This window comes from Sedimentimonas flavescens, assembly GCF_025154035.1.
Lineage (GTDB): Bacteria > Pseudomonadota > Alphaproteobacteria > Rhodobacterales > Rhodobacteraceae > Rhodobacter > Rhodobacter flavescens.
In genome coordinates, this window is the sequence record NZ_JAOALJ010000001.1 from 345,700 (window position 1) to 371,433 (window position 25,734).

26 protein-coding genes and 1 pseudogene are annotated in these 25,734 nt (G+C 64.8%); 16 read left to right on the forward strand and 11 right to left on the reverse strand.

Features of this window, described 5'->3' with window-relative positions:
- Positions 1-104: 104 nt before the first annotated feature.
- The 6 genes from N3C64_RS01695 to lexA all read left to right on the forward strand — a co-directional run bounded on the left by N3C64_RS01695 (position 105) and on the right by lexA (position 4,939).
- Positions 105-692, forward strand: coding sequence for an anthranilate synthase component II (locus N3C64_RS01695; RefSeq protein ID WP_260011154.1), 588 nt, complete (start codon positions 105-107; stop codon positions 690-692).
- Positions 689-1,708, forward strand: coding sequence for an anthranilate phosphoribosyltransferase (trpD, locus tag N3C64_RS01700; RefSeq protein WP_260011156.1), 1,020 nt, complete (start codon positions 689-691; stop codon positions 1,706-1,708). Before N3C64_RS01695 ends, trpD begins: the two co-directional genes overlap by 4 nt.
- Positions 1,705-2,499 carry an indole-3-glycerol phosphate synthase TrpC gene (gene trpC / locus N3C64_RS01705; RefSeq protein WP_260011158.1) on the forward strand — a complete coding sequence of 265 codons (795 nt, stop codon included), beginning with the start codon at positions 1,705-1,707 and terminating at the stop codon, positions 2,497-2,499. Before trpD ends, trpC begins: the two co-directional genes overlap by 4 nt.
- Entirely contained in the window at positions 2,496-2,969 is a 474-nt protein-coding gene (moaC, locus tag N3C64_RS01710; protein ID WP_260011160.1) for a cyclic pyranopterin monophosphate synthase MoaC, read from the forward strand. Before trpC ends, moaC begins: the two co-directional genes overlap by 4 nt.
- The gene (locus N3C64_RS01715) at positions 2,969-4,150 is read left to right on the forward strand and encodes a molybdopterin molybdotransferase MoeA (RefSeq protein WP_260011162.1); all 1,182 of its coding nucleotides are present in this window, start codon (positions 2,969-2,971) and stop codon (positions 4,148-4,150) included. Before moaC ends, N3C64_RS01715 begins: the two co-directional genes overlap by 1 nt.
- Before the next feature lie 90 nt (positions 4,151-4,240).
- On the forward strand, positions 4,241-4,939 hold the full coding sequence (gene lexA / locus N3C64_RS01720; protein ID WP_260011803.1) for a transcriptional repressor LexA: 699 nt from the start codon (positions 4,241-4,243) through the stop codon (positions 4,937-4,939).
- On the opposite strand, the gene N3C64_RS01725 is transcribed toward lexA, so the two are convergent.
- The gene (locus N3C64_RS01725) at positions 4,933-6,966 is read right to left on the reverse strand and encodes a ComEC/Rec2 family competence protein (RefSeq protein WP_260011165.1); all 2,034 of its coding nucleotides are present in this window, start codon (positions 6,964-6,966) and stop codon (positions 4,933-4,935) included. The two genes, lexA and N3C64_RS01725, sit on opposite strands and share 7 nt — an antisense overlap.
- Positions 6,967-7,148: 182 nt before the next feature.
- Here N3C64_RS01725 and gltX point away from each other — a divergent pair, with 182 nt between their 5' ends.
- The 3 genes from gltX to N3C64_RS01740 all read left to right on the forward strand — a co-directional run bounded on the left by gltX (position 7,149) and on the right by N3C64_RS01740 (position 10,406).
- Positions 7,149-8,549 carry a glutamate--tRNA ligase gene (gltX, locus tag N3C64_RS01730; protein WP_260011168.1) on the forward strand — a complete coding sequence of 467 codons (1,401 nt, stop codon included), beginning with the start codon at positions 7,149-7,151 and terminating at the stop codon, positions 8,547-8,549.
- A 75-nt stretch (positions 8,550-8,624) separates the two neighbouring features.
- Positions 8,625-9,920 (forward strand): citrate synthase, encoded by a 1,296-nt coding sequence (locus tag N3C64_RS01735; RefSeq protein ID WP_218629274.1) that lies wholly within the window; start codon positions 8,625-8,627, stop codon positions 9,918-9,920.
- Between the two features lie 66 nt (positions 9,921-9,986).
- Positions 9,987-10,406: a DUF1284 domain-containing protein gene (locus N3C64_RS01740; RefSeq protein WP_260011182.1), complete on the forward strand. Its 420-nt coding sequence runs from the start codon at positions 9,987-9,989 to the stop codon at positions 10,404-10,406.
- A gap of 92 nt (positions 10,407-10,498) precedes the next feature.
- On the opposite strand, the pseudogene N3C64_RS15265 reads toward N3C64_RS01740, so the two are convergent.
- A pseudogene (locus N3C64_RS15265) lies at positions 10,499-10,780 on the reverse strand (biotin transporter BioY); the annotation flags it as partial.
- Positions 10,781-10,985: 205 nt separating this feature from the next.
- Here N3C64_RS15265 and N3C64_RS01745 point away from each other — a divergent pair.
- From N3C64_RS01745 to N3C64_RS01760, 4 genes are all read left to right on the forward strand, one after another.
- Positions 10,986-11,657, forward strand: a complete 672-nt coding sequence (locus N3C64_RS01745; protein ID WP_260011184.1) for an SDR family NAD(P)-dependent oxidoreductase — start codon at positions 10,986-10,988, stop codon at positions 11,655-11,657.
- Between the two features lie 87 nt (positions 11,658-11,744).
- A complete protein-coding gene (gene surE / locus N3C64_RS01750) occupies positions 11,745-12,533 on the forward strand; it encodes a 5'/3'-nucleotidase SurE (RefSeq protein WP_260011186.1) in 789 nt (262 codons plus the stop codon).
- On the forward strand, positions 12,530-13,201 hold the full coding sequence (locus tag N3C64_RS01755) for a protein-L-isoaspartate(D-aspartate) O-methyltransferase (RefSeq protein WP_218629279.1): 672 nt from the start codon (positions 12,530-12,532) through the stop codon (positions 13,199-13,201). Before surE ends, N3C64_RS01755 begins: the two co-directional genes overlap by 4 nt.
- A gap of 104 nt (positions 13,202-13,305) precedes the next feature.
- Entirely contained in the window at positions 13,306-14,439 is a 1,134-nt protein-coding gene (locus N3C64_RS01760; RefSeq protein ID WP_260011805.1) for a peptidoglycan DD-metalloendopeptidase family protein, read from the forward strand.
- Positions 14,440-14,468: 29 nt separating this feature from the next.
- Here N3C64_RS01760 and N3C64_RS01765 read toward each other — a convergent pair whose 3' ends face one another.
- Genes N3C64_RS01765 through N3C64_RS01785 form a run of 5 tightly spaced genes read right to left on the reverse strand, consistent with a single transcriptional unit; the run spans position 14,469 to position 18,387 of the window.
- Positions 14,469-15,914 carry an SLC13 family permease gene (locus tag N3C64_RS01765; protein ID WP_260011189.1) on the reverse strand — a complete coding sequence of 482 codons (1,446 nt, stop codon included), beginning with the start codon at positions 15,912-15,914 and terminating at the stop codon, positions 14,469-14,471.
- Between the two features lie 37 nt (positions 15,915-15,951).
- Positions 15,952-16,788, reverse strand: a complete 837-nt coding sequence (locus tag N3C64_RS01770; RefSeq protein WP_218629281.1) for an ATP-binding protein — start codon at positions 16,786-16,788, stop codon at positions 15,952-15,954.
- On the reverse strand, positions 16,785-17,615 hold the full coding sequence (gene tatC / locus N3C64_RS01775) for a twin-arginine translocase subunit TatC (protein WP_218629282.1): 831 nt from the start codon (positions 17,613-17,615) through the stop codon (positions 16,785-16,787). Before tatC ends, N3C64_RS01770 begins: the two co-directional genes overlap by 4 nt.
- Positions 17,612-18,124, reverse strand: a complete 513-nt coding sequence (tatB, locus tag N3C64_RS01780; RefSeq protein ID WP_260011192.1) for a Sec-independent protein translocase protein TatB — start codon at positions 18,122-18,124, stop codon at positions 17,612-17,614. Before tatB ends, tatC begins: the two co-directional genes overlap by 4 nt.
- A gap of 47 nt (positions 18,125-18,171) precedes the next feature.
- Positions 18,172-18,387, reverse strand: a complete 216-nt coding sequence (locus tag N3C64_RS01785) for a twin-arginine translocase TatA/TatE family subunit (protein WP_218629284.1) — start codon at positions 18,385-18,387, stop codon at positions 18,172-18,174.
- A gap of 183 nt (positions 18,388-18,570) precedes the next feature.
- Between N3C64_RS01785 and N3C64_RS01790 the strand changes: the two genes are divergently transcribed.
- Genes N3C64_RS01790 through N3C64_RS01800 form a run of 3 tightly spaced genes read left to right on the forward strand, consistent with a single transcriptional unit; the run spans position 18,571 to position 20,217 of the window.
- Positions 18,571-18,963, forward strand: coding sequence for a helix-turn-helix transcriptional regulator (locus tag N3C64_RS01790; RefSeq protein WP_218629285.1), 393 nt, complete (start codon positions 18,571-18,573; stop codon positions 18,961-18,963).
- 9 nt (positions 18,964-18,972) lie between these two features.
- Positions 18,973-19,590, forward strand: a complete 618-nt coding sequence (locus tag N3C64_RS01795) for a MarC family protein (protein ID WP_218629286.1) — start codon at positions 18,973-18,975, stop codon at positions 19,588-19,590.
- Between the two features lie 48 nt (positions 19,591-19,638).
- Entirely contained in the window at positions 19,639-20,217 is a 579-nt protein-coding gene (locus N3C64_RS01800) for a retropepsin-like aspartic protease family protein (RefSeq protein WP_260011198.1), read from the forward strand.
- Here the strand turns inward: N3C64_RS01800 and N3C64_RS01805 are convergent.
- The 4 genes from N3C64_RS01805 to soxB all read right to left on the reverse strand — a co-directional run bounded on the left by N3C64_RS01805 (position 20,214) and on the right by soxB (position 25,671).
- Entirely contained in the window at positions 20,214-21,188 is a 975-nt protein-coding gene (locus tag N3C64_RS01805; RefSeq protein WP_375546087.1) for a magnesium transporter CorA family protein, read from the reverse strand. The two genes, N3C64_RS01800 and N3C64_RS01805, sit on opposite strands and share 4 nt — an antisense overlap.
- Positions 21,189-21,608: 420 nt before the next feature.
- Complete coding sequence (locus tag N3C64_RS01810; RefSeq protein WP_260011200.1) at positions 21,609-22,676, reverse strand: c-type cytochrome; 1,068 nt, start codon at positions 22,674-22,676, stop codon at positions 21,609-21,611.
- Positions 22,660-23,940, reverse strand: coding sequence for a sulfite dehydrogenase (soxC, locus tag N3C64_RS01815; RefSeq protein WP_236021067.1), 1,281 nt, complete (start codon positions 23,938-23,940; stop codon positions 22,660-22,662). The genes N3C64_RS01810 and soxC overlap by 17 nt, the downstream gene beginning before the upstream one ends.
- A 39-nt stretch (positions 23,941-23,979) precedes the next feature.
- Entirely contained in the window at positions 23,980-25,671 is a 1,692-nt protein-coding gene (gene soxB, locus N3C64_RS01820) for a thiosulfohydrolase SoxB (RefSeq protein ID WP_260011202.1), read from the reverse strand.
- Positions 25,672-25,734: the final 63 nt, after the last annotated feature.

The following is a 25,734-nucleotide window of genomic DNA, read 5'->3' on the forward strand; positions in this document are numbered from 1 at the left end:
GCCGCCTGCAACCCTTGACCCCGGCGCACTGCTCTGAACATCTATAGCCCGACGACACTCCCGGTTCACCCCCAGAATCCGGGCGGCACACGGGAAATGCGATCATGCTCCTGCTCATTGATAACTATGACAGCTTTACCTACAACCTCGTGCATTATTTCGGGGAACTGGGCGCCGATGTGAAGGTGGTGCGCAACGATGCGCTCGACGTTCAGCAGGCCATGGGCATGGGCGCCGAGGCGATCGTGCTGTCCCCCGGCCCCTGCGACCCGGCGCAGGCGGGCATTTGCCTGCCGCTGACGCTGGCGGCGGCCGAGGCGAACCTTCCCCTTCTTGGCGTTTGCCTCGGGCATCAGACCATCGGCGAGGCTTTCGGCGGCAAGGTCGTGCGCGCGGGCGAGATCGTGCATGGCAAGATGGGCACGATCCATCACGAGGGTAAAGGCGTCTTCCGCGACCTTCCCTCGCCCTTCCAGGCGACCCGCTACCATTCGCTCATCGTCGAGCGCGAGAGCCTTCCGGATTGCCTTGAGGTCACCGCATGGCTTGAGGGTGGCATGATCATGGGCCTGCGTCACAAGGAAAAACTGATCGAGGGCGTGCAATTCCATCCGGAATCGATTGCCTCGGAATACGGCCACCAGATGATCCGCAACTTCCTCGATGAGGCCAAGGTAAAGGTGAGCGCATGAGCGACACGATGAAACCGCTGATCTACGCGGCCTCCGAGGGGCCGCTGTCGCGCGCGCAAGCCGAAGCCGCGTTCGAGGAGCTGTTCGAAGGCACCGCAAGCCCCGCGCAGGTCGGCGGGCTTTTGATGGCGATGCGCGCGCGGGGGGAATCGGTGGCCGAGTATGCCGCCGCCGCCGCCGTGATGCGCGCCAAGTGCAACAAGGTCGTGGCCCCCGAAGGCGCGATGGATATCGTCGGCACCGGCGGCGACGGCATGGGCACGCTGAATATCTCGACCGCGACGGCCTTTGTCGTGGCGGGCGCGGGTGTGCCGGTCGCCAAGCATGGCAACCGCAACCTGTCGTCGAAATCGGGCTCGGCCGATGCGCTCGGCGCGCTTGGCATCAATGTCATGCGCGAGGCCCGCGTGGTCGAGCGCGCGCTGGCCGAGGCCGGGATCGGCTTCATGATGGCGCCGATGCACCACCCGGCGATGAAGCACGTCATGCCGGTGCGGATGGAGTTGGGCTGCAAGACCATCTTCAACATCCTCGGGCCGCTGACCAACCCGGCGGGCGTCAAGCGCCAGCTGACCGGGGCCTTCGCGCTCGATCTGATCTGGCCGATGGCCGAGACGCTGAAAGAACTTGGCTCCGATAAGGCTTGGCTTGTGCATGGCGCGGACGGGATGGATGAGATCTCGATCACCGGGGCGACCTCGGTCGCAGCGCTGGCGGATGGGAAGATCACGGGGCTTGAGATCCACCCCGAGGATGCCGGTCTGCCGGTTCATCCGCTGAAAGACATCCTGGGCGGCACGCCCGATGAAAACGCCGCCGCCCTGCGCGCGATCCTGATGGGGCAAACCGGCGCCTACCGCGATGCCGTGCTGCTGAACGCCGCCGCCGCACTGGTGGTTGCCGACAAGGCCACCGATCTGAAGCAGGGCGTCGCCATCGCCGCCGAGAGCATCGATTCCGGCAAGGCGCTGAAAACGGTGGAAACGCTTGCCCGGATCACGACGGAGGCGGAATGAACATCCTCGACAAGATCAAGGCCTACAAGCTTGAGGAAGTGGCCGCCGCCAAGGCCGCCCGTCCCCTGTCCGAGGTCGAGGCTGCCGCCCGCGCGCAATCGCCCACCCGTGGCTTTGCCAAGGCGCTCGCCGCCAAGGCCGCCGATGGCTACGGCCTGATCGCCGAGATCAAGAAGGCCAGCCCCTCGAAGGGCCTGATCCGCCCCGATTTCGACCCGCCCGCACTGGCCCGCGCCTATGAGGCGGGGGGTGCCGCGTGCCTGTCGGTGCTGACCGATACGCCCTCGTTTCAGGGAGCGCCCGAGTATCTGACGGCGGCCCGCGCGGCCTGTTCGCTGCCCGCGCTGCGCAAGGATTTCCTGTATGACACCTACCAGGTCGCCGAAGCGCGCGCCTGGGGTGGCGATTGCATCCTGATCATCATGGCTTCGGTCGAGGACAGCCTCGCCGTCGAGCTGGAGGATGCCGCCTTCGGTTGGGGCATGGATGTGCTGATCGAGGTGCATGATGCCGAGGAACTTGAGCGCGCTCTCAAGCATCTGAAGTCGTCCCTGATGGGCGTAAACAACAGAAATCTCAAGACCTTCGAGGTCACTCTTGATGTGACGCGGCAGCTTGCACCGACCATTCTGGCCGAGGGCCGCGACCTGGTTTGCGAAAGCGGCATCTTCACCCCCGCCGATCTGGCCTCGATGGCCGAGGTCGGCGCACGCCGCTTCCTGATCGGCGAAAGCCTGATGCGTCAGGCCGATGTCGCACTGGCCACCCGTACCCTGCTGGAGATAGCATGAGCCTTTCGCATTTCGACGCCCAGGGTCGGGCCCATATGGTTGATGTCTCGGACAAGGAGGTCACCGACCGCGTGGCTGTGGCCGAAGGCGCGGTCGTCATGCGGCCCGAGACGCTGGAATATGTGCTGGCCGGTACTGCCAAGAAGGGCGACGTGCTGGGGATTGCACGAGTCGCGGGGATCATGGGGGCCAAGAAGTGCTCGGACCTGATCCCGCTGTGCCACCCCTTGCCGATCACTAAGGTCGCGCTCGATCTGGTGCCTGACGCGGCCCTGCCGGGTGTGCGGATCACTGCGACCGTCAAGACCTCGGGGCAGACCGGGGTCGAGATGGAGGCGCTGACCGCGGTCTCGACCGCAGCGCTGACGGTCTATGACATGCTCAAGGCGGTCGAGAAATCGATGCGCATCGAAGGTATCCGCGTCGTGTTGAAAGATGGTGGAAAATCTGGGCGTTACGAGGCGAATTGATGATTTCTGTTGAAGAGGCGCTAGCCCGCGTACTTGAGCTTGTCCAGCCCCAGGGCACCGAAACCGTGCCGCTGCGCAAGGGCTTGGGGCGGGTCATGGTCGCGCCGGTCAAGGCCGCGCTGACGCAGCCGCCTTTTGCAGCCTCGGCCATGGATGGCTATTGGCTGGCCGCCGCCGATCACCGCCCCGGCGCCACGCTGCGCGTCGAGGGCGAGGCCGCCGCAGGACGCGGCTTTGACGGCACTCTCGCGCCCGGTCAGGCCGTGCGCATCTTTACCGGCGCCCCGGTCCCTGCCGAGGGCGGCGTGGTTGTCTTGCAAGAGGACGTTGCCCGCGACGGCGACACTATCACCCTGCCCGAACGCCTGTCCGACAATCACAACATCCGCCCGCGCGGCCAGGACTTTACTGAGGGCACCCCATATTTCCCTCGCCACCGCCTGACCGCGCGCGACATGGGCCTGATGGCCGCGATGAACGTGGCCGAACTGACGGTGCACCGCCGCCCCGTCGTCGCGATCATCGCGACCGGCGACGAGTTGGTCATGCCCGGCGAAACGCCCGGCCCCGACCAGATCATCTGCTCGAACAACTTCGTTCTGGCAGCCCTGGCCGAAGCGGCTGGCGCCGAGGTGCGGATGCTCCCGATCGCAGCCGATAACGAGGCCAGCCTGCGCATGGTCTTTGGCCTGGCCGAGGGCGCGGATCTGATCGTTACCTCGGGCGGCGCCTCAGTGGGTGAGCATGACCTTGTGGGCAAGGTCGCCGCCGATCTGGGTCTTGAGCGCGCTTTCTGGAAAATCGCCATGCGCCCCGGCAAGCCTTTGATGGCAGGCAGGATGGGGAATGCCGCCATGCTTGGGTTGCCGGGCAACCCGGTCTCGGCCACGGTCTGCGCGAAACTGTTTCTGGAGCCAATGCTGGCCGCCCTGCAGGGCCTGCCCGCCGCACATGACGTCCGTCAGGCTATTCTTGGCGCCGATACCGGCCCCGCCGGCCCGCGCACGCATTACATGCGCGCGCGCCTTGCGCCCGGCGCGGGCCTGCCGACCATTAGCCCATTTGGCAGTCAGGATTCCGCCCTTCTGGGCATCCTGGCCGAAGCCGACGCGCTGCTGATCCGCCCGCTTGGCGACGGTGCGCGCCGCGCGGGCGAGACCGTGGATTACATTCCGCTTTGATCCCGGCGCGTGTCCCACGTTGACACGCAAAGAGAACAGAGTTAGAACTTTTATCGAACATGGATTTTTCGCCCGTGCGGAGGAATGCGGATGCTGACGCGCAAGCAGTTGGAATTGCTGGACTTCATTCAGAAGCGTATGGCGCGGGACGGTGTTCCGCCCTCGTTTGACGAAATGAAGGATGCGCTCGACCTGCGCTCGAAATCCGGGATCCATCGCTTGATTACCGCGCTGGAAGAGCGTGGCTTCATCCGCCGTCTAGCTCACCGCGCCCGCGCCATCGAGATTGTCAAGCTACCCGAGGCGATGGAGAAGGCGCAACCGAAGGCGGGCTTCTCCCCCCGCGTGATCGAGGGTGACCGCACCGATCCGCCGCGCAACGCGATCCCGGTTGAGGCCGTTCATGCGCTGGAACTGCCGGTGATGGGGCGTATCGCGGCAGGCGTGCCGATCGAGGCGATTTCTGAGGTTTCGCACCATGTCGCGGTGCCGGGCTCGATGCTCTCGGGGCGCGGGCAGCATTATGCGCTTGAGGTGCGTGGCGACTCGATGATCGAGGCCGGGATCAACGATGGCGATGTGGTCGTCATCCGCGAGCAGGGCACCGCCGACAATGGCGATATCGTCGTCGCGCTGGTCGAGGGGCAAGAGGCTACGCTCAAGCGTTATTATCGGCGCAACGGGATGATCGCGCTCGAGGCTGCCAATCCGGCCTATGAAACGCGGATGCTGCGCGAGGAGCAGGTGAAGGTGCAAGGGCGCCTCGTCGGGCTGATCCGCACTTACTGAGGCAACTTTTCGCGCGGGCGTCCGACCCAAAGGCGCGGGCCGGTCGATTGGTATGACGTGACAAGTCTCCCATCTGGCATGATAGCCAATGCGCCGGTCTCGCGCAGGCGGTTCTGGTCCCACAGATCACACCCCGAGGACAGCCCCTGCGCCCGGGCTGCAAGGATCACCAATGCGCCGTCATGACAATGCTCTGCCAGCCGCGCCTCGGCGCCTTTTCCGGTCAGATGCACTAGGCGGCGCCCGTCAGGCAGTTCCGTTTCGCGCGCAGCTTTGGGGCCGATGAACGCCGCGCGGGCGGCAGCTTCCTCCGGCGTCAGGGTATCGCCATCGGCATCGAGCCAGTTCTGCGCAATAAAACTCGCACCGGATTTGGACAGCGCCCGGCCTTCGGGCGTCATCAGCCCGGCCAGCTCGCCTTCGGGGGCAATCAGCAGCGCCGGACGCTCGGACAGCGCCCATCCGACGAATGCGACCGCGATCAGGGACATGCCGACACCACGCCCCAACCCGCGCGCGAGGATGGCGATGCACGCCCCCAATCCCATCAAGGGCATCGCCCATCCGGGGGGCGTCGCTACCGCGACGACGGCCTGATCGAAGCCCGCAACCCACTCGGCCACCCAGATCATCCAGCGGGTTCCCCAGCCCATCACCCATAGCGCGGCACCTTCAAGGCCAAGGGGGGCGAGCAATGTGGCCACCACCCCTGCAGGCATGACGATGCTGCCCATTACCGGCACCGCGAGCAGGTTCGCGATCAACCCATAGGCCGACATCCTGTTGAAATGCGCAGCAGAGATCGGGGCGGTGGCGAATCCGGCAACGACCGAGGTCAACAATAGCATCGCGACCGGGCGCAGGATCGCCGGGATGCGCGGACCGACCCGTCCCCAGGGCTCGAACGTCACGATCAGCGCGACCGTGGCCGCGAAGGACATCTGAAAGCCGGGGGTCAGAAGGCTTTCGGGGCGCAGCACCAGAAGCACGCTTGCCGCCATGGCGACCGAGCGCAGGCTGAGCGCGCGCCGGTCGAACAGCACCGCCGCCAGCATAACGGCCGCCATCAGGTAGGCGCGCTCGGTCGCGATCTCGGGGCCGGCAAGCCAAAGATACCCCGTGGCCGCGAAAAGTGCCCCGGTGGCGGCGATCTTCTTGGTCGGCCAGAGCAGCGCCAGCGACCCCGCGCAGGCCAGACCAAGCCTGAGCGCGGCAAAGACGAAGCCCGCAACCATCCCCATATGCAGCCCCGAGATCGAGATGATGTGCGACAGGTTCGCGGCACGCATCGCCTCGTTCGTGGCCTGAGAAATGCCCGCACGATCCCCTGTGAGCAGGGCGGAGGCCACCGCCCCCGCCTGCCCCGGTATTTGCCCCTGGATCGAGGCCGAAAGGCGCATCCGTGCGCGGTGTCCGGCGAGTTGCCAATCCTCAGCCGCGGGCGGAGCGACCAGCATGACCGGAGTGCGCGTGTATCCGACGGCGCCGAGTTGCTCGAACCAGGCATGGCGGCGAAAATCGTAACCGCCCGGTTCAGCGGGCGGCGGCGGCGGAGAAAGATGCCCCGTCAGCATGACACGCAGGCCCGGCGCGGGGGTGAAACCCGGCTGGACGTGGTGCAGCGACACCCTTACGCGCGCCGGCGTCCGGTCCGGTGGCGTGTTCGACAGCACCACCTCATCAAGCGTGATCCTGAGCCGGTCCGTGCCCGAGCGGTCGATTTCGACGACACGCCCCTCGATCGGACCATAGTAGCGAAAGCTCAGGACAGGTGCCGCCAGCGCTTGCGCGCGCGACTGTGCCAGAAGGAATCCGAAGGCCAGACACAGCAAGACGCCAAGCCCTAACCGCGCGGCCTCGGCAGCACGCCACCAAAGCAGCACGCCAATCGCAATGAGCGCCCATGCGCTCAGGCGGGCCTCGGCCCCTGGCTCGCCCCACCACAGGAAATAGAGCCCGATTCCCACCCCCAGCCCGACAGGCGCCCAGAGTGGCAGATCGGCCCGGGCGCGCGCGAGCGCCGCCACCACCCCCTGCAAAGGCCATCTGCGCCCCCCAGAAACCCCGATCTGGCCCGCGCCATCCGATCCCACGCTTGTTTCTCAGCCTCAGCCTGCTTATGCATCTGCGCAAGGAAGCCTAAGGGCTTCGTGGTTAGCAAAAGGTTAACGCGCGGCGACCCGATGGCCCGCGCGCAGGAAAGGCCCCGATGTCGCAGAAGATCGTCACCCGCTTCGCCCCCTCGCCCACCGGATATCTGCATATCGGCGGCGCGCGCACGGCCCTGTTCAACTGGCTCTTCGCCCGGGGCCATGGTGGCACGTTCCTGCTGCGTATCGAAGACACCGACCGTGCGCGCTCGACCCCCGAGGCGACGGCGGCGATCCTGAAGGGCCTCGAATGGTTGGGCCTCGATTATGACGGCGAGCCGATCAGCCAGTTCGAGCGCGCGCCCCGTCACGCCGAGGTCGCGCATCAGATGCTGGCCAATGGCAAGGCCTACAAGTGCTTCTCGCCGCAAGAAGAGATCGAGGCCTTCCGCGAAGCGGCACGGGCCGAGGGGCGCTCGACCCTGTTCCAATCGCCCTGGCGCGATGCCGACCCGGCGACGCATCCCGACGCGCCCTATGTCATCCGCCTCAAGGCGCCGCATGAGGGCGCCACGGTCATCGCCGACAAGGTGCAGGGCGAGGTCACCTTCCGTAACGATCAGCTTGACGACATGGTCTGCCTGCGCTCGGACGGCACGCCCACCTATATGCTGGCCGTGGTGGTGGACGATCACGACATGGGCGTGACCCATGTCATCCGTGGTGACGACCACCTGACCAACTCGGCGCGCCAGGTGCAGGTCTATAATGCGATGGGCTGGGACGTTCCGGTCTTCGCGCATATCCCGCTGATCCATGGCCCCGATGGCAAGAAACTCTCGAAGCGTCACGGCGCTGTCGGGCTCGAGGAATACCAGGCGATGGGCTACCCCGCCGCCGGGATGCGCAACTACCTGGCACGCCTTGGCTGGAGCCATGGCGACGACGAGTTCTTCACCGACGCACAGGCCAAGGATTGGTTCGAGTTGGAGGGAATCGGCCGTTCGCCCGCGCGGCTGGACTTCAAAAAGCTCGAAAATATCTCCGGTCAGCACATCTCGATCGCCGAGGATGCTGCATTGCTGAGCGAAATCGAGGGGTATTTGGCCGCAGCGCAGCAACCCGCGCTGAGCGAAATGCAGCGCAAAGGTCTGGCAGCTTCGCTTCCCTTCCTGAAAGGCGGGGCCAAAACTTTCCCGCAACTCATTGAAAAAGCGCAGTTCGCACTGACTTCGCGACCGCTCGACATCGAAGAGAAGGCCGCGAAGGCCCTTGATACTGTATCCCGTGGTATACTGAAAGAATTGACGCCGCGACTGCAAGATGCTAGCTGGATGCGTGAGGAATTGGAGGCCATCGTAACCGACGTAGCGCAGGCGCATGGGCTGGGACTTGGCAAACTTGCTGCCCCACTCCGCGCCGCTCTGGCTGGGCGCAGTGTGACGCCGAGCGTGTTCGATATGATGCTCGTCTTGGGCCAAGATGAAACTCTGGCCCGACTGAATGATCAGGCGGCCTGAGGGCGGGCCGCCACTCCGGAAAATCCGGAACACAGCACCCGGCGGGCCCAGCCGGACGACAGGAAAGGGAAGCTCATGGCTGACACCAAACGAACTGCCACACTGACGCTTGACGGAAACACCTACGATCTGCCGGTGCTCTCGCCCACCGTGGGTCCCGACGTTCTGGACATCCGCAAGCTCTATGCGCAGGCGGACGTGTTCACCTATGACCCCGGCTTTACCTCGACTGCGGCCTGTGACTCGGCGATCACCTATATCGACGGCGACAAGGGCGAGCTTCTGTATCGCGGCTACCCGATCGAGCAACTGGCCGACAAGTCGCACTATCTTGAAGTCTGCTACCTCCTGCTGAACGGCGAGTTGCCGAACAAAGAGCAGATGGCTGACTTCGAAGGCCGCATCACCCGCCACACCATGCTGCACGAGCAGATCCACAACTTCTTCCGTGGGTTCCGCCGTGACAGCCACCCGATGGCGACCATGGTCGGCGTCGTTGGCGCCATGTCGGCCTTCTACCACGACAGCCTTGACATCAACGATCCGTGGCAGCGTGAAGTTGCCGCCATGCGCATGATCGCCAAGCTGCCGACGATCGCCGCGATGGCCTACAAGTATTCGATCGGTCAGCCCTTCGTGTACCCGCGCAACGATCTCGACTACGCGTCGAACTTCCTGCACATGTGCTTCTCGGTCCCGGCCGAGACCTATACCGTGCAGCCCGCGCTGGCCAAGGCGATGGACCGCATCATGATGCTCCACGCCGACCACGAGCAGAACGCCTCGACCTCGACCGTCCGTCTGGCCGGCTCGTCGGGCGCCAACCCCTTCGCCTGTATCGCTGCCGGCATCGCCTGCCTTTGGGGTCCCGCCCACGGCGGCGCCAACCAGGCCTGCCTCGAGATGCTGCGCGAAATCGGCACCGTTGACCGCATCCCCGAGTTCATCGCCCGCGCCAAGGACAAAAACGACCCCTTCAAGCTGATGGGCTTCGGTCACCGCGTCTACAAGAACTTCGACCCGCGTGCGAAGGTCATGAAAGAATCGGCCGACGAGGTTCTGGATCTGCTGGGCGTGCACAACAACCCGCTGCTGCAGGTCGCCAAGGAACTGGAGCAGATCGCGCTTCACGACGAATACTTCATCGCGAAGAAGCTCTACCCGAACGTTGACTTCTACTCGGGCATCATCCTTGAAGCGATGGGCTTCCCCACCTCGATGTTCACGCCGATCTTCGCGCTCTCGCGCACCGTCGGCTGGATTTCGCAGTGGAAAGAGATGATCTCGGACCCGGCGGGCAAGATCGGCCGTCCGCGCCAGCTCTACACCGGCTCCGAAGGTCGCGACTATCTCGATGTCGAGAACCGCTGATCTCGCGGGACAGACAGACGAAGGCCGGGGTTTTCCCCGGCCTTTGGCGTTTGAAGGGAGAGAGCCATGAACGACACTCCACTGCGCTACCGGCCGCACCATTTCCTGTGCTCGCTCGGCTTTGAGGGCAAGGGCTACTCGCCCGAGTTCACCACCAACATGACGGCTATCGTGATGGGGCGCCTGCGTGCCGCACGCGGGGATGAGGTCGTGATCGAGGTCGTCGAAGACACAGATGATATCTGCGCCCCCTGCCCGTCGCGCCGCGGCACCGCTTGCGGCAGCGGCTACCACATCAACCAGCTTGACGCGGCCCATGCCGCCGCCCTCGGGCTGAAACCGGGCGACAAGCTGACATGGGGGGAGGCGCTGGAACGGATGCGGGCGCTTCCGGACAATGCGCTCTCGGAGATCTGCGCGCCGTGCCAATGGCTTGCCTTCGGGATGTGCACCGCCGCCCTCGGGCGCCTCAAGTCAGGCACATAAAGCACTATAAAGAAACGAATAACGCCGCCCCTTGGGCGGCGTTTTCCTAACAACAACTGGGCCGATCTGGCACGGTGCCTGGCCAGAACGCTCCAGCCACCCGACACGATCAGAGCCGAAATGATCGCCTTGACGGTGTCGCCTGCCAAGAACGGCATCACCCAGCCCGAGAGCAGTTCGGGAACCGATTTGCCAAGCACAAGCGCAGGCCAGGCAAGGCCCGGAACATAAAGCACGGCTCCGGCGATCAGACCGGCGACAGAGAGGCCGACAAAGGACTTCACGCCACGGTCAGCCGCGATACCGGCAACGGCGACCATCGCGACACGGGTGACGATCGCGTTGGAGGGTACGAGGGCCTTCGAAAGCGTCATGGCAGGAGCTTTCCCATAAGTGAAACATTGCCCGGCAAACTGTTTTTGAAGGCCCGCCTATCAATCTCGTGACGGAACGAATGAGCATATCTGCAGACAGGTCTAGCTTCGAGCGTCGAAGAGTTGCAGATCTTCGAATGCGCCACGCCGCCGCAGCATAAGCGACCCCCTTGCGCGATTGCACAGCCTCTGGCATCAGCACCGCATGAGCAAAACCGACACCGCCCCGCTGGAACCCAAGAAACTGGCCCTCGTGACCGGCGCCTCGCGCGGTTTGGGGTGCGCCATGGCCGAGTCCCTTGCCGCCTCGGGCTGGCACGTGATGGCGGTGGCCCGCACGGTGGGCGGGCTTGAAGAGCTTGACGATCGTATTCAGGCCGCTGGCGGCACGGCGACGCTCGCCCCCCTTGATGTCACCGACGAGAACCAGATGAAGCATCTGGCGGATTCGATCGCTGCGCGTTGGGGCGGCTTGCAGCTTTGGGTGCATGCGGCAATCCATGCGGCGCCGCTGGCTCCGGCCGGACATATAGCCGGCAAGGACATGACCAAATCGGTCGCCACCAACCTGACCGCGACCGCGACCCTGATCCCGCTGATCGAGCCGCTGCTGCGCGCGGGCAATGGCGCGGCGATGTTCTTTGATGACATCCACGCAGGCGAGAAGTTTTTCGGCTCTTACGGCGCAACCAAGGCCGCGCAGATGGCGCTGGTGCGCAGTTGGCAGGCCGAGAACGTCAAGATCGGGCCGCAGGTGCTGATCGAGACCCCGGCGCCGATGCCCACGGCCACCCGCGCGCGCTTCTTCCCCAGCGAAGACCGCGCGCCGCTGGCCGATCCGCGAGCCGAGGCTGCGCGTATCGTGGCGCTGCTCTGACGCGACAATAGCGCCGCACCCACCTCAACCGCTTTACGACCCCGCCCCCAACGGATAAGCAGGGAAAAACAGCGGCACGGGGGCAGTATGCGCATTCTCATCACCAATGACGATGGCATCAACGCGCCGGGTCTTGAGGTTCTGCATCACATCGCGACCGAGCTTGCCGGCCCTGACGGCGATGTCTGGACCGTGGCGCCGGCGTTCGAGCAGTCTGGCGTGGGGCATTGCATCAGCTACACCCACCCGATGATGATCGAGCGGCTGGACGAGCGCCGCTACGCCGCCGAGGGCAGCCCTGCCGATTGCGTGCTCGCGGGTCTTTACGATGTGCTGAACGATGGCCGCCCCGACCTGATCCTGTCGGGCGTGAACCGGGGCAACAACTCGGCCGAGAACGCGCTTTACTCGGGCACGCTTGGCGGCGCGATGGAGGCCGCACTTCAGGGCATCCCCGCCATCGCGCTTTCGCAGTTCCTCGGCCCGAAATGCATGGGCCCCGGGATAGACCCGTTCGAGGCCGCACGCGTCCACGGCCCCGCGCTGGTGCGCAAGCTGTGGGAACGCGCGATCTGGGACGATGGCCCCTACCGCGTGTTCTACAATGTGAACTTCCCGCCGGTTCCGGCCGCCGAAGTGCAGGGTTTCAAGGTGGCGGCGCAGGGTTATCGCACCGACAGCTTCTTCTCGGTCGAGCCGCACCACTCGCCCACCGGGCGCCGCTTCCTGTGGATCAAGGGCGGGCCGCAGCACAATGCGACCGCGCCGGGCACGGACGCTGCGGTGAACCTCGAGGGCTGGATCTCGGTCACGCCGATGCGCGCCGACCTGACCGCGCATGACGTTCTGAAAGACCTTGAGGTGCGGCTGGCATGAGCGACGACCCTCACCCCGAGAGCAGCCCCGAAGAGCTGGCCGAGCGCAAGATGCGCTTCCTCTTCGCGCTGCGCTCCAAGGGGGTGACGGACGCGCGCGTGCTGAACGCGATGGAGAAGATCGACCGCGGGCTGTTCGTGCGCGGCATTTTCTCGGATCGCGCCTATGAGGACATGCCCCTGCCGATCGCCTGCGGACAGACCATCTCGCAGCCCTCGGTCGTGGGGTTGATGACGCAGGCGCTCCAGGTCGGGCCGCGCGACACCGTGCTCGAGATCGGCACCGGTTCGGGCTATCAGGCGGCGGTCCTGTCGCTGCTGGTGCGGCGCGTCTATACCGTGGATCGCCATCGCCGCCTTGTGCGCGAGGCCGAGGAGCTGTTCCGCGCGCTCAACATGACCAATATCGTGACCCTGGCTTCAGACGGATCGCGCGGCCTGCCCGAGCAGGCGCCCTTCGACCGCATCCTTGTGACCGCCGCCGCCGAGGACCCGCCGGGCCCGCTGTTGTCGCAGCTCAAGATCGGCGGTATCATGGTTCTTCCGGTGGGACAGTCTGACACGGTGCAAAGCCTGATCCGCGTGAAGCGTCTGGAAACCGGGTTCGATTACGAGGAATTGCGCCCCGTGCGCTTTGTTCCGCTTGTCGAAGGCATGGCAAGCGACTGACACGACCGCAAAGCCCCGGTCACAGGGGCGCGGCACGAATGACGAGGACCGAGCAGATGAAAACGCCCTTTCCCGCACGACCGACTCTGCGCCTGAGCCGCCTGATGCTGGCCGGTTGCGCCGTAGCCGCCATAGCGGGCTGCGACTCGACCGGCACATTCGACGCCGACCTGCGCAACTTCGGTCAGATCGGCTTTGATACCTCGGATGCCGCGCGTCAGGCCACTGCCGCGCGGCCGACCCCTGATGCGCGCGGGGTCATCTCCTACCCGAATTACCAGGTCGCCGTCGCACGTCGCGGCGATACGGTGGCCTCGGTTGCCGCGCGCGTTGGCGCCGATGCGGGGGAGCTTGCGCGCTACAACGCTGTTTCGCCCACCGCCCCGCTGCGTGAGGGAGAGGTTCTCTCCCTGCCCCGCCGCGTGGCCGAGAGCACTGCGCCCACCAACACCGGCGCTATCGGCTCCGAGGCAATCTCGATCACTTCGCTTGCCTCGAACGCCATCGACCGGGCCGAGGCCAGCGCCCCTGCTGCTGCTGCGAAACCCGCCACGCCCTCGGCCGAGCCCGTGCGCCACAAGGTTGCCCGTGGCGAGACCGCCTATTCGATCGCGCGCTATTACAACGTGTCGGTCCGTTCGCTGGCGGAATGGAACGGCCTGCCCGCTGATCTGAGCGTGCGGGAAGGCCAGTATCTGATGATCCCCGTGGCCAATGCCGCGCCGCCCAAGACCGCATCCGCGACAACGCAGCCGGGTCAGGGTTCGCCCACGCCGACGCCGCCCTCGGCCGCCAAGCCGCTGCCCTCCGAAACCCCGCCCAAGGCTTCGGCCCCGGTCGACAAGAGCGCGGCCCCCGACCTTGGCGCCTCGCGCACCGCTGCCGCAAAGTCGAAGCTGCAAATGCCGGTGCAGGGCGCAGTCATCCGGCCCTACGTGAAGAAGAAGAACGACGGCATCGACATCGCCGCGACGCCCGGCACCAATGTCGCCGCCGCCGAGGCCGGCAAGGTTCTGCTGCTGAGCCAGGACACCGAGAAGGTCTATTTCGTCGGCATCAAACACGCCAACGGCCTGGTGACGATCTACTACAACGTCACCGACATCCAGGTGAAGAAGGGCGATGACGTGAAGCGTGGCCAGACCATCGCCAAGGTCGCGCCGAGCCAGCCGGGCTATCTGCATTTCGAGGTGCGCCAGGGCCTCGACAGCCTCGACCCGATGCCCTACCTGCAATGACCCCGGGGGCGCTTCGGCGCCCCTTCGTTTTAGCGGGTCAGCCCGAAGATCAGGGGCGCGAGCAGTTCGACCACGGCGAATATCCCGCAGATCGAGAGCAGGTGCATCGCAAAACCCGCCCGCAGCATGTCGGACAGGCGCAGCCCCTCCCACGAGAAAACGATGGCATTGGGCGGCGTCGCGATTGGCATCATGAAGGCCATGGAGGAGGCCAGCGCCACGGGCAGCGTCAACCACGGCACATCCACCCCCAACCCAAGCGCCACGGCGGCCAGCACCGGCACGAAGGTTGCGGTGACAGCGGTGTTCGAGGTCACCTCGGTCAGTACGATCGCCGTAACGATGACGGTCAGGATCAGCGCCCATAGCGGCAATCCATGCAGCCCTGCCAGACCGCTGCCAATCCAGTCGCCAAGTCCTGTAACCTCGATCCCACGTGCCAGCGCAAGCCCGCCGCCAAGAAGGATGAGCACGCCCCAGGGCAGGTATTGCGTGGCCTCCCACCGCAGCACGGGGCCTCCGCGACCATCCGGCAGGACGAACAGGATCAGCGCCCCGGCAACGCCGATCCCCGCATCGCTGATCGGCAGGCCGAGCGCGCCGCGCGTCATCCAGCCAAGCGCCATCGCCGCAAAGACCACGGCCACCGAGATCTCGGCACGGCTCATCGGGCCAAGTGCAGCGCGTTCGGCCCGGATCAGGCCATGCGCACCCGTCAGTTGCAGCCCGTGCGACGGGAACATTCGCCGCAGCAGGAAATGCGCATAGGGCAACATGATCAACGTCAGCGGCAGGCCCAGAAGCATCCACTGACCAAAGCCGATCTCGATCCCGTAGCTTTCGCGCAGGACCGAGGCCAAGAGCGCGTTCCCCGGCGTGCCAATGAGTGTTGCCACCCCGCCGATCGAGGCGCCATAGGCGATCCCCAGCATCAGCCGCACTCCGAACCGGCGCGCGGCCTCGGGGTTGTCGTTTTGCGCGGCGACAAATTCGATCACCGAAAGCGCGACGGCATACATCATCATCGCGGTCGCGGTGTTCGATATCCACATCGACAGCAGCGCGGTTGCCAGCATGAAGCCCCCGGCGATGCGGCCAGCGGCCTCTCCGGCATAGCCGACGATGGCCAGCGCAATCCGCCGGTGCAAACCGTGCACCTGCATTGCCGAGGCCATCAGGAAGCCGCCGAGAAACAGGAAAATCAACGGATTCGCATATTGCGCGGTGACCTCGTCGATGGGCGCGATCCCCATCAGCGGGATCAGCACCACCGGCAACAGCGCCGTTCCGGCCATCGGCACGGCCTGCCCCAGCCACCAGATCACCATCCACACAACGATGCCGGAAAGGTGCCAGCCCTCAGGCGTCAGCCCCGGCAGCGGTGCGATCTGCAAGGTCACCGCCAAAGCCAGCGGCCCGCCCACGAGTGTCAGGCGTTTGAAGGCCGAGGGGGAGGTCTCAGAAGTATCGGGCATGGCCGCAGAGTGCCATGCTGCGCTGCAGAAGAAAAGATCAGAGCGCGATCCCGCGCCGCCCCGCCAGATCGGTGAAATACTGCCAGGCCACGCGCCCTGAGCGCCCGCCGCGGGTCGCCTGCCACTCGATGGCCTCGGCGCGCAGATCGGCGGCGGAAATCTCGACGCCGTAAGCCGCGCAGTAGCCCTCGATCATCGCAAGGAACTCATCTTGCCCACAGGGGTGGAAGCCCAGCCACAGCCCGAACCGATCCGAGAGCGAGACCTTCTCTTCGACCGCTTCCGAGGGATTGATCGCGGTCGAGCGTTCATTCTCGATCATGTCGCGCGGCATTAGGTGTCGCCGGTTCGAAGTGGCGTAGAAGATCACGTTTGCCGGGCGGCCTTCGATGCCGCCATCCAGAACGGCCTTCAGGCTCTTGTAATGCTGGTCGTCATGGCTGAACGACAAGTCGTCACAGAACAGCACGAAACGCTGACCCGAATTGCGCAGGTGGTTCAGGAGCCGCCCGACCGACGGCAGATCCTCGCGCGCGAGTTCGACCAGTTTCAGGCTCTGACCCTGACGGATCACCTCGGCATGGACCGCCTTGACGAGCGAGCTTTTACCCATCCCGCGCGCGCCCCAAAGCAGCGCATTGTTGGCGGCAAACCCACGAGCGAATTGCAAGGTATTGGCCAGCAGCGTATCGCGCGAGCGATCAATCCCGCGCAGCAGCGCAAGATCGACGCGCGAGACGGTCTTGACCGGCTCCAGCCGATCCGGGGCGGTGTGCCACACGAAGGCGTCGGCAGATCCGAAATCGGGCGCAGCGGCCGGTGCGGGGGCGAGGCGCTCAAGCGCCTCGGCGATCCGGATCAGCGGGTCGGTCATTCTTCGGCTTCCTCATCCATCCAGGTGCCCTCGGCGCGCATCTTTGCCTCGCGCACGCGCTCGATCCGGGCGACCAGTTGGATCGACACTTCATAGAGGCCATAGACCACCGCAAACAGCGTGACCTGGCTGATGACATCGGGCGGCGTCGCAACAGCGGCCACCATCAGGATCACGACCACAGCGTAGCGGCGCACACTGGCGAGCCCTTGCGAGGAGACAAGCCCCGCCTTGCCCATCAGCGTAAGCAGCACGGGCAGTTGGAAGCAGATGCCGAAGGCCAGAATGAACTTGATCGTCAGGCCAAGGTATTCCTGCACCGAGCCCTGAAAGCCGATCGAGGCCAGCTCATTCGTTGCACTATCGCCCAGACCGCCCTGCTGAAACCCAAGGAAGAAGGTGAAGGCCATCGGCAGGATGATGTAATAGGCAAACGCCGCGCCGGCGAAGAACATCGCAGGCGACGCCAGCAGGAAGGGCAGAAACGCCTGCTTTTCCGAGCGGTAAAGTCCCGGCGCCACAAAGCGCCACAGCTGGTAGCCGATGATCGGGAAACTCAGCGCGAAGCCGCCCACGAAAGAGATGTTGATCGCGACGAAGAAGCCTTCCTGAAGCTTGATCAGGTAAAGGCCGCATTGCTGGCCGCGCTCGTCCAGCGCGTGGCAGATCGGCTGGGTCAGGAAGTTGAAGATCGGATTCCAGACCGAATAGCAGATCACCATCGCCACGACGAAGGCGCCAAGCGCATACAGGATTCGCGTGCGCAGTTCGGCCAGATGCTCGATCAGCGGGGCGGCGGTATCCTCGATTTGTTCCTCGGCGCTCATGCGTCACCCTTCTTGGCGGGGGCTTTCTTGGCTTTTGGCTTCGCGGCCTTGGGCTTGGCTTCGGCGCTCGCCTCGGTCGCCTTGGCGACCTTGGGCTTGGCCGCGCGCTTGGGTTTGGCCGGGGCCGGTTCGGGCTCCAGCTCCTCGGGTGTCGGTTCGTCGAAATCTTCGGGATCGGTGGGGAATTTCGGCGGCTCGGGCGTCTTGATCGTGCCCGGCAGCTTCGGCTCCCACTTCTCGAATTTCTCGGTCGCGCGCTCCAGCGCGTCGATACCAAGCGACTTCTTCGAAGCGACATCCTTGATGTCTTTCAGACCGCTTGCCGCCTTATCGAGCCCGCTTTCGCGCGCCGCATCCTCCATCGCCCGCGAAAACTCGCGCGCCATGGAACGCGCCTTGGACGTCATCCGCCCAAGCGAGTGAAACATGCCAGGCAAGTCCTTGGGCCCTACGACGATCAGCGCCACAACGCCGATCAGCAGAAGCTCGCTCCAACCGATATCGAACATGAAACGTCAGGCCTCCGGCCCACCCTGCACCCTTGCGGGCCGGGACTTCAGACCTTGTCTTTGTCGTTTTCCGGCGTCACGTCGCGCGCGCTGTCTGCCGTGGCGTCCTCGATTTCCTTGGAGCCATCCGAAACGCCCTTCTTGAAGGCGGTGATGCCCTTGCCAACCTCGCCCATCAGCGAGGAAATCTTGCCGCGCCCGAAAAGCACCAGCACCACAACCGCGATCAGAAGAAGGCCGGGAAGGCCGATATTGTTGAGCATTGTCTTCTCCTCATGGCAAGGGCCGCACCCGATGCCAGTTATTCAGCTATTCAACATCTAGGCCCCTTGGCAGCGCGATCAAAGCCCGATTCTGGCCCCGCGCCGGCCTCGGCGCGCAGATTACTGACAGTTCATTGTCAGTTGCCCCCCTGCCGCGTTATGCTGCCAGAAACGGAGACCCAGATGACCCGGACCGAGCGGCTGCAACAGATTATCGCGATCCTGCGCGACGGGCGGATGCACCGCGCGCGCGATCTTGCAGCACGTCTGGGGGTGTCGGACCGCACGATCTGGCGCGACATGGCCGAGCTTGCGAATTACGGCCTGCCGGTCGAGGGCGAGCGCGGCGTGGGGTACATGCTGCGCCGCGCGATGGCCCTGCCGCCCCTCGTGCTGAACGCCGAGGAGCTTGCCGCGCTTGAGCATCTGCTCGTTCTGGCCGCGGCGCATCACGACACCAGAATCGGCGCGGGTGCGGCAAGCCTCGCCGCCAAGATCCGCGCGGCCCTTCCCGCCCCCGTCGAGACCGATGACGGCTCAGCGCCGGGGCTGGCGAAGGACGAACGCCTCAGCTAGGATCCGCCCATGCCGAGCGCCGAATACGTCACCGCTTTTGTCACCCTCTTCGTCGTCATGGACCCTATCGGCCTGGCGCCGCTGTTCATTGCGCTGACACAAGGCATGTCTGCCCGCGCGCGCTTTGGCGTGGGGCTGCGCGCGGTGACAATCGCCGCGATCCTGCTGACGCTGTTCGGTCTTTTCGGCGACAAGATCCTTGTGGGGATCGGCATTTCGATGCCCGCCTTCCGAATTGCCGGGGGTGTTCTGCTGTTCCTGACCGCGCTCGACATGCTGTTCGAGCGCCGCACCCAACGCCGTGAGGGCCAGCAGGCCGAGCCCGAGCACGACCCCTCGGTCTTTCCGCTCGCCACGCCGCTGATCGCGGGGCCCGGCGCAATGGCCACGATGATTCTGCTCGCAGGGGCGCCGGGTGCGGATACGACGCATATCGTGCTGGTGCATCTGGTGATGCTGGCCGTGCTGAGCTGCACCTTCACGCTCTTCGTCCTCGCCTCGCCGCTTGAGCGCCTTCTGGGGCGCACCGGCACGATGGTCGTCACGCGGTTGCTGGGGATGCTGCTGGCCGCGCTGGCGATCCAGTTCATCCTCGACGGGCTGAAAGGCGCGGGCGTGATGGGCTGAGGCGATCCGCCCTCTCGCATTTTTCCCGTGAGACCTTACATCGACGGAATGGATACCGAAAACTTCGCCCGACTGGTTTACCTTGGCCTGCTGCTTGTCGCTGTGGGCGGGTATTTCCTGATCGAGTTCCGCCGACGCCCGCAGCGCACGATCCAGCAGGCGATCCTGTGGGGGTTGATCTTTCTGGGCACGCTGGCCGCCGTGGGCCTCTGGACGGATATCCGCAGCACGGTGATGCCTTCGCAGACGGTCCTGTCGGACGGGCGGATCGAGGCCCCCCTTGCCCCTGACGGGCATTACTACCTTACCGCCGAGATCAACGGCGTGTCGGTGCGTTTCGTCGTGGATACCGGCGCCACCGACATCGTGCTGACCCGACGCGACGCAACGCGGGTTGGGATCGACACGGCCGGGCTTGCCTATATCGGGCAGGCGCGTACCGCCAATGGCATCGTGCGCACCGCGCCGGTCCGGCTTGAATCCATGGAGCTAGGCCCGATTCGTGACAGCAATGTCCGTGCCGTCGTGAACGACAGCGAGATGGACACATCGCTGATGGGAATGACCTACCTGACCCGCTTTGCCCGGGTCGAGTTGACCCGCGACCGCCTCGTACTCGAGCGTTAGAGCCAGTTCTTCCACTTGAACACCGCCCAGGTTCCCACCGCCGAGGCCACCATCAGCCCAAGCGCCATCGGGTAGCCCCAGAGCCAGTCCAACTCTGGCATGAACTGAAAGTTCATCCCGTAAACCGAGGCAATCATGGTGGGCGGCATGAACAGCGCCGCGACGACAGAGACGATCCGCACCGTCGCGTTCTGCGCAAGGCTGATCATGCCGAGCGTGGCGTCTACCGACAGCTGCACCCGGTTTGACAGGAAATCCCCATGTACCGCGAGTGAGCCGATGTCACGCATCTGGCTTTTCGCGATCGGCTTGAGTTCCTTACCCTGCGCACTGGCGGCCAGCGTCTGATCGAAGAACGACAGCGCGCGCTCCAGCGTCAACAGCGCAAGCTTCACCCGGCCCACCAGTTCACCCTGTCGTCCCACTTCCTCCAGCGCTTGCTGAAGCTGGTGCGAATCCAGCCCCTTGCCAGACAGAACCCGCGCCGAGACCTTGTCGAGCGCCCTGCCCGCCGCCTCCAGCAGGTCGGCCTGCCGGGCGATGATCTCCTCAAGCAGGCCAAGGAAGATGCGCTCGGACGATTTGCAGCCTGCCGCCGATCGGTCGGCGCGTTCGGGAAAGGTCTCGAAGCTGCGTGGCGCATGGTGGCGCACGGTGACAAGACGCTGCTCGGTCAGGATAAAGCTGACCGGTCCCGCGATCTGCGCCCCGTCGGGCGTGATCCCGGGCAGCACCACGGTCATGACATCCGCCCCCTCTTCGCGGTAAAGCCGGTTCGAGATCTCGATCTCTTCCATATCCGCCAGCGTGGGCACTTCGATCCCGAGAGCGCTCACCGCCGCGATCTGGCTGTCGAGCGGGCGGTAAAGATCAATCCAGAGCGCCTTGGCAAGCTCTGCGCCGGGCGAGATCGAGGTCTCTTGCTCAAGACGCATGAGACCACGCGGGCCGGGGATGAAAGCGTAAAGCATGGCACTACCCCAAAGGTGTCACCCCATCGGTAGCCGCTTGCGCGTCCGGGTCAAGCCAAATGGCAGCGGTCTGGGACCGCAGAAGGGAATTGCCTCGGTCCTGCCATCGTTACGCCGCAATCGCCTCGCAGGGTGAGCTAGGAAATACAGGAGGGACAGATGGATATCCTTGGCCTGCTCAGCTTCGACAACATCGCCGTCGCCGCTATCGTGATCGGCTTGTTGCGCGAGATTCAGCTACGGGTCACGAACCGCCGATCTCCCTCCGCTCCGTGATTGCCAGACATCTCCCGGGTCCCCCACCACCGGGCAGTCAGCAGCGCCCCGAGCCTCGCTCGGGGCGTTTCGTTTTTCAGTGCCAAGCAATGAAAAAGCGCGCCCGTCGCAGGACGGGCGCGCCTTGTCTTTCGGACAACGACCTTACTGGCCGGTCGCTTCGATATAGGCCAGAACAGCGGCGATATCGTCGTCTTTCTTCAGACCGGCGAAGGACATCTTGTTCTTCGGAACAAATCCCTTGGGGTCTTTCAGATAGGCGCCGATCGTCTCGTGATCCCAGACCATGCCCGCATCACCCGCAGCGATCATCGCGGGCGAGTACTTGAAGCCTTCGGCACCGCCAGCCTTGCGGCCGACCACGCCATTCAGGCTCGGGCCGGTGGCGTGCTTGGCGCCCTCGCCGACCTTGTGGCAGGCCTTGCACTTCTTGAACACGGTCTCACCCGCCGCGACCAGCGCCGGATCGACCTCTGCCGGGGCAGCAGCAACCTCGGTCGCCGCCTCAGCGACCGGAGCAGCAGCTTCCTCGGCGGGGGCCTCGGTCGGGGGGGCCTCAGCTGCGGGTGCATCATCGTTGGGATCGTTCGGCGTCACGTCCAGAACGGTCGCATGGGCCGTGATCTCAACGCTTTCCTTGCAGTTTTCCATGCAGGCGGGCTTCGAGAACTCGGGGTATTCCACGGTTTCGCGATCGTCGACGATGAAGCCATCCGCGTTCGGCATCTGAACTTCGAGGAAGTTCTCGTTCGACAGCACGAAGTCATCATCGACCAGGTCGTTCGAGTAGATGATGTAGGCCACGATCGCGTAGGTCTCGTCTACGCTCAGCGTCTGCGCATTACCGAAGGGCATCGAGCGGTGAGCGTAATCCCAGACCGTCGAGAGGTAAGGCCAGTAGGAGCCCACCGTCTTCAGCGGGTCCTTGCGGTTGAGCGTATCCATGCCGCCCGCCAGCTTCGGCCAGTTGTCCACGCCCTCGGCGAATTCGCCGTGGCAGACCGCGCATTTGTCCGAGAACAGCTCCTCGCCATCCGCGACCGAGCCCGAGCCCGGCGGAAGGCCGGTGCCATCGGGGCTGACGTCGAGGTTCCAGGCCGCGATCTCTTCGGGCAGCGCTGCACGCCCAAGGCCGAGCGGTTCCGCGAAGGCCGGAACCGCCAGCGGCGCCGTCAGCGCAGTGGCAATCACCAGATTACGAAACTTCGACATTCTCGGCCTCCCCGTTCGATTTGACCCACCAGGTCTGGATAGCGTTGTTGTGATAGACCGAGTTCTCGCCGCGAATGGCGCGCAGCTGGTCCTTGGTCGGCTGGACATAGCCCGTGTCATCGGTTGCGCGGGCCTGAAGCAGCATCTCTTCGCCCTGCCAGTTGATGTCGAGGTAGAAGCGGGTCAGTGCCATCGGCTGGCCAGGGTTGGCCAGACGCGCCTCTTTCCAGTTCTTGCCACCGTCGAGCGAGACATCGACCTTGGTGATCGCGCCGCGGCCCGACCACGCGAGACCGGTGATCACCAGCGGCCCGTTGCCATGCTTGATCGGCATCTGCGGCGAGGGCGAGGTGATGACCGACTTGGCATCCATCACCCAGGTCCACTTGCGCGAGGTGCCGTCTTCCAGCGTATCGGTGTATTTCGAGGTCTCCTCGCGGCTCTCGACCGGGCCTTCGGTGACCTCAATGCGGCGCAGCCACTTCACCCACATGTTGCCTTCCCAACCGGGAACGCAGAGGCGCACCGGGTAGCCATGCTCCTTGCGCAGGGCCTCGCCATTAGCCTTGAAAGCTATGAGGCAGTCATCAAGCGCCTTCTCGATCGGGATCGAACGGCCGTTCGACGAGGCATCGGCGCCCTCGACATAGATCCACTTGCCCGCCGTCTGCACGCCCGCCTCTTCCAGCAGGGTGCGCAGCGTGACGCCGGTGTATTCCATGTTGTGGATCATGCCTTGGGTGAACTGCACGCCGTTAAGCTGCGCGCCCGCCCATTCCATGCCCGAGTTTGCGGCGCATTCGAGGAAATAGGTCTGGTTGACACGCGGGAAACGCTCCAGATCCTCGTAGGTGAAGACCAGCGGACGGTCCACGAGGCCGTGGATCATCAGGCGGTAGTCTTCCTTGCGCATCTCGATCGCGCCCGAGTGGTGACGCTCGAACGCGCAGCCCTGCGGGGTGATGGTGCCTTCCAGCGCATGGATCGGGGTGAAGTTGATCGACGAGATCACATCCGCCGTCAGCCAGCCCACATTGCGACGCACCACGTCGGATTCATACTGGATCGGCAAGCCATAGGGCGTGGCATCCACACCATCGCCGAAGCCGGTCGCCCAGGGCTGCACCTCGGTGATCAGCGGATCGGGCCCCTCGGCGCGCGCCGCACCAGCCCCGGTGACCAGTGCGCCTGCGGCCGCTCCGGCGCGCAGGAAACCGCGGCGACCCATGGCCAGACCGCTGCTTTCGCGTTCCTTCTCGTCCATCGTCTTCTCCCTTTAGTTCAATCTGTTGGATCGCGTTGCTCAGGCGCCCGTCACGACGACCGACTCGTTCGGAGTCAGCTGGACGGTGCCGATCTTGCGAACATGGCTTTCGATGACATCCCAGATCTGCGGCCCTTCGGTGCCCTCGTTGACCGAGGCCCAACCGGCAACCACATAGCTGCGCGCCGGGTCGATGGCCTCGCCGGTCTTGAGCAACGTCATGTTCGAGACACGCTCGCCGATCGGCTTGGAAACGTCGATGTGGTAGCCCATGCCGCCGATACGCACCATGTCGCCGCCCTGCTGGTAGTAGGGATCGGTGTTGAAGATGTTGTCGGCCACGTCCTCAAGGATCGTGTTGATGGTCTCGCCGGTCATCTCGGTGCGGTAGCACGCGCCATAGGTCATCGAGGTGGCGTTGTGGATGTCCTCGCGGGTGATGTTGTCGCCCGGAAGCAGCGTGGTGCCCCAACGCACGCCGGGGGACATGGCGATCTCGGCATCGCGTTCCGAGAGGATCGCGTCGCAGATCAGGTCGTCCCAGGTGCCGTTGAAGTTGCCGCGACGGTAAAGCAGGCTCTCGGTCTGGCCGACAACCTCTTCCAGTTCGGCCTTGTAGGGCGCGCGCTCGTTGTCGATCAGGGCGGCCATGTCGGCGTCGGGGGTGATGACATCCGAGAAGATCGGGATCAGCTTGTGACGGAAGCCCATCATGCGCCCCTCGCGCACATCCAGATCGACGCGGCTGACGAACTTGCCGTTCGAACCCGAGGCGATCAGGATCGTCTCACCCACCAGAACCGGTTCGGGCACGGCGTCATGGGTGTGGCCAGTCAGGATGACGTCGATGCCCTTCACGCGGCCCGCCATCTTGTAGTCCACATCAAAGCCGTTGTGCGACAGGCAGACGACCAGATCGACGCCCTCGGCGCGAACCTCGTCCACGACCTCCTGCATGCGCTCCTCGCGGATCCCGAACGAATAGTCGGGGAACATCCACTTGGGGTTGGCGATCGGCATATAGGGGAAGGCCTGGCCAATGACGGCGATGCGCACGCCGCCGCGTTCGAAGATCTTGTAGGGTTCGAAGGCGGGCTCGTCCCATTCGACGTCGAAAATGTTCGCGCCGAGGAAGGGGAACGGCAGGGTCTCGACGATCTCCTTCACGCGGTCCTGGCCGAAGGTCCATTCCCAGTGCGAGGTCATCGCATCGGTGCCAAGCGCGTTCATGATGTTGACCATGTCCTGCCCGGCGGTCTTGAGCGAGGTCATCGAGCCATGCCAAGTGTCGCCGCCGTCCAGCAGCAGCGCCTCGGGGCGGTCGGCGCGGATCGCCTTGACCACGGTCGCCACGCGGTCCATGCCGCCCATCTTGCCGTAGGACTTCGCCAGATCGGTGAAGTTGTCATAGGTCAGCGCATAGGCCTCGGGCGAGTTCGGCTGGAGCTTGAACATGCTCAGGAAGTCCTTGCCCACCACATGCGGCGGGCGGCCCTTGGCGTCGCCCACGCCGAGGTTGATCTCGGGCTCGCGGAAGTAGATCGGCTTGGCCTGCGCGTGAATGTCGGTGATGTGGATCAGCGTCACATTGCCGAAGCTGTCGAACTCCAGCAACTGGTCCTGGGTCAGCGACTGCTGCGCCATCACGCGCGACCAGCGGCTCAGGCCGGATGCGCCAAGGATGGTCGAGGCCGCAAGGCTCGCCTGAATGAACTCCCGCCGCGAAATCATGAGGTAGCCTCCTTCTGCCCCGCCTCCGGGGTCGTCACACCGGATTTCCTTAAGGATATCCGA

Bases quoted from the DNA above. Each gene is read 5' to 3' on its own strand.
- N3C64_RS01760 (WP_260011805.1), top strand. From the start codon at position 13,306: ATGCTGGCCGGTTGCGCCGTAGCCGCCATAGCGGGCTGCGACTCGACC.
- gltX (WP_260011168.1), top strand. From the start codon at position 7,149: ATGTCGCAGAAGATCGTCACCCGCTTCGCCCCCTCGCCCACCGGATAT.
- soxC (WP_236021067.1), bottom strand. From the start codon at position 23,940: ATGGACGAGAAGGAACGCGAAAGCAGCGGTCTGGCCATGGGTCGCCGC.
- N3C64_RS01805 (WP_375546087.1), bottom strand. From the start codon at position 21,188: ATGCTTTACGCTTTCATCCCCGGCCCGCGTGGTCTCATGCGTCTTGAG.
- N3C64_RS01755 (WP_218629279.1), top strand. From the start codon at position 12,530: ATGAGCGACGACCCTCACCCCGAGAGCAGCCCCGAAGAGCTGGCCGAG.
- N3C64_RS01790 (WP_218629285.1), top strand. From the start codon at position 18,571: ATGACCCGGACCGAGCGGCTGCAACAGATTATCGCGATCCTGCGCGAC.
- trpD (WP_260011156.1), top strand. From the start codon at position 689: ATGAGCGACACGATGAAACCGCTGATCTACGCGGCCTCCGAGGGGCCG.
- N3C64_RS01695 (WP_260011154.1), top strand. From the start codon at position 105: ATGCTCCTGCTCATTGATAACTATGACAGCTTTACCTACAACCTCGTG.
- N3C64_RS01770 (WP_218629281.1), bottom strand. From the start codon at position 16,788: ATGACCGACCCGCTGATCCGGATCGCCGAGGCGCTTGAGCGCCTCGCC.
- N3C64_RS01785 (WP_218629284.1), bottom strand. From the start codon at position 18,387: ATGCTCAACAATATCGGCCTTCCCGGCCTTCTTCTGATCGCGGTTGTG.
- lexA (WP_260011803.1), top strand. From the start codon at position 4,241: ATGCTGACGCGCAAGCAGTTGGAATTGCTGGACTTCATTCAGAAGCGT.
- moaC (WP_260011160.1), top strand. From the start codon at position 2,496: ATGAGCCTTTCGCATTTCGACGCCCAGGGTCGGGCCCATATGGTTGAT.
- N3C64_RS01800 (WP_260011198.1), top strand. From the start codon at position 19,639: ATGGATACCGAAAACTTCGCCCGACTGGTTTACCTTGGCCTGCTGCTT.
- surE (WP_260011186.1), top strand. From the start codon at position 11,745: ATGCGCATTCTCATCACCAATGACGATGGCATCAACGCGCCGGGTCTT.
- trpC (WP_260011158.1), top strand. From the start codon at position 1,705: ATGAACATCCTCGACAAGATCAAGGCCTACAAGCTTGAGGAAGTGGCC.
- N3C64_RS01745 (WP_260011184.1), top strand. From the start codon at position 10,986: ATGAGCAAAACCGACACCGCCCCGCTGGAACCCAAGAAACTGGCCCTC.
- N3C64_RS01765 (WP_260011189.1), bottom strand. From the start codon at position 15,914: ATGCCCGATACTTCTGAGACCTCCCCCTCGGCCTTCAAACGCCTGACA.
- tatB (WP_260011192.1), bottom strand. From the start codon at position 18,124: ATGTTCGATATCGGTTGGAGCGAGCTTCTGCTGATCGGCGTTGTGGCG.
- N3C64_RS01740 (WP_260011182.1), top strand. From the start codon at position 9,987: ATGAACGACACTCCACTGCGCTACCGGCCGCACCATTTCCTGTGCTCG.
- N3C64_RS01810 (WP_260011200.1), bottom strand. From the start codon at position 22,676: ATGTCGAAGTTTCGTAATCTGGTGATTGCCACTGCGCTGACGGCGCCG.
- N3C64_RS01795 (WP_218629286.1), top strand. From the start codon at position 18,973: ATGCCGAGCGCCGAATACGTCACCGCTTTTGTCACCCTCTTCGTCGTC.
- N3C64_RS01715 (WP_260011162.1), top strand. From the start codon at position 2,969: ATGATTTCTGTTGAAGAGGCGCTAGCCCGCGTACTTGAGCTTGTCCAG.
- N3C64_RS01735 (WP_218629274.1), top strand. From the start codon at position 8,625: ATGGCTGACACCAAACGAACTGCCACACTGACGCTTGACGGAAACACC.
- tatC (WP_218629282.1), bottom strand. From the start codon at position 17,615: ATGAGCGCCGAGGAACAAATCGAGGATACCGCCGCCCCGCTGATCGAG.
- soxB (WP_260011202.1), bottom strand. From the start codon at position 25,671: ATGATTTCGCGGCGGGAGTTCATTCAGGCGAGCCTTGCGGCCTCGACC.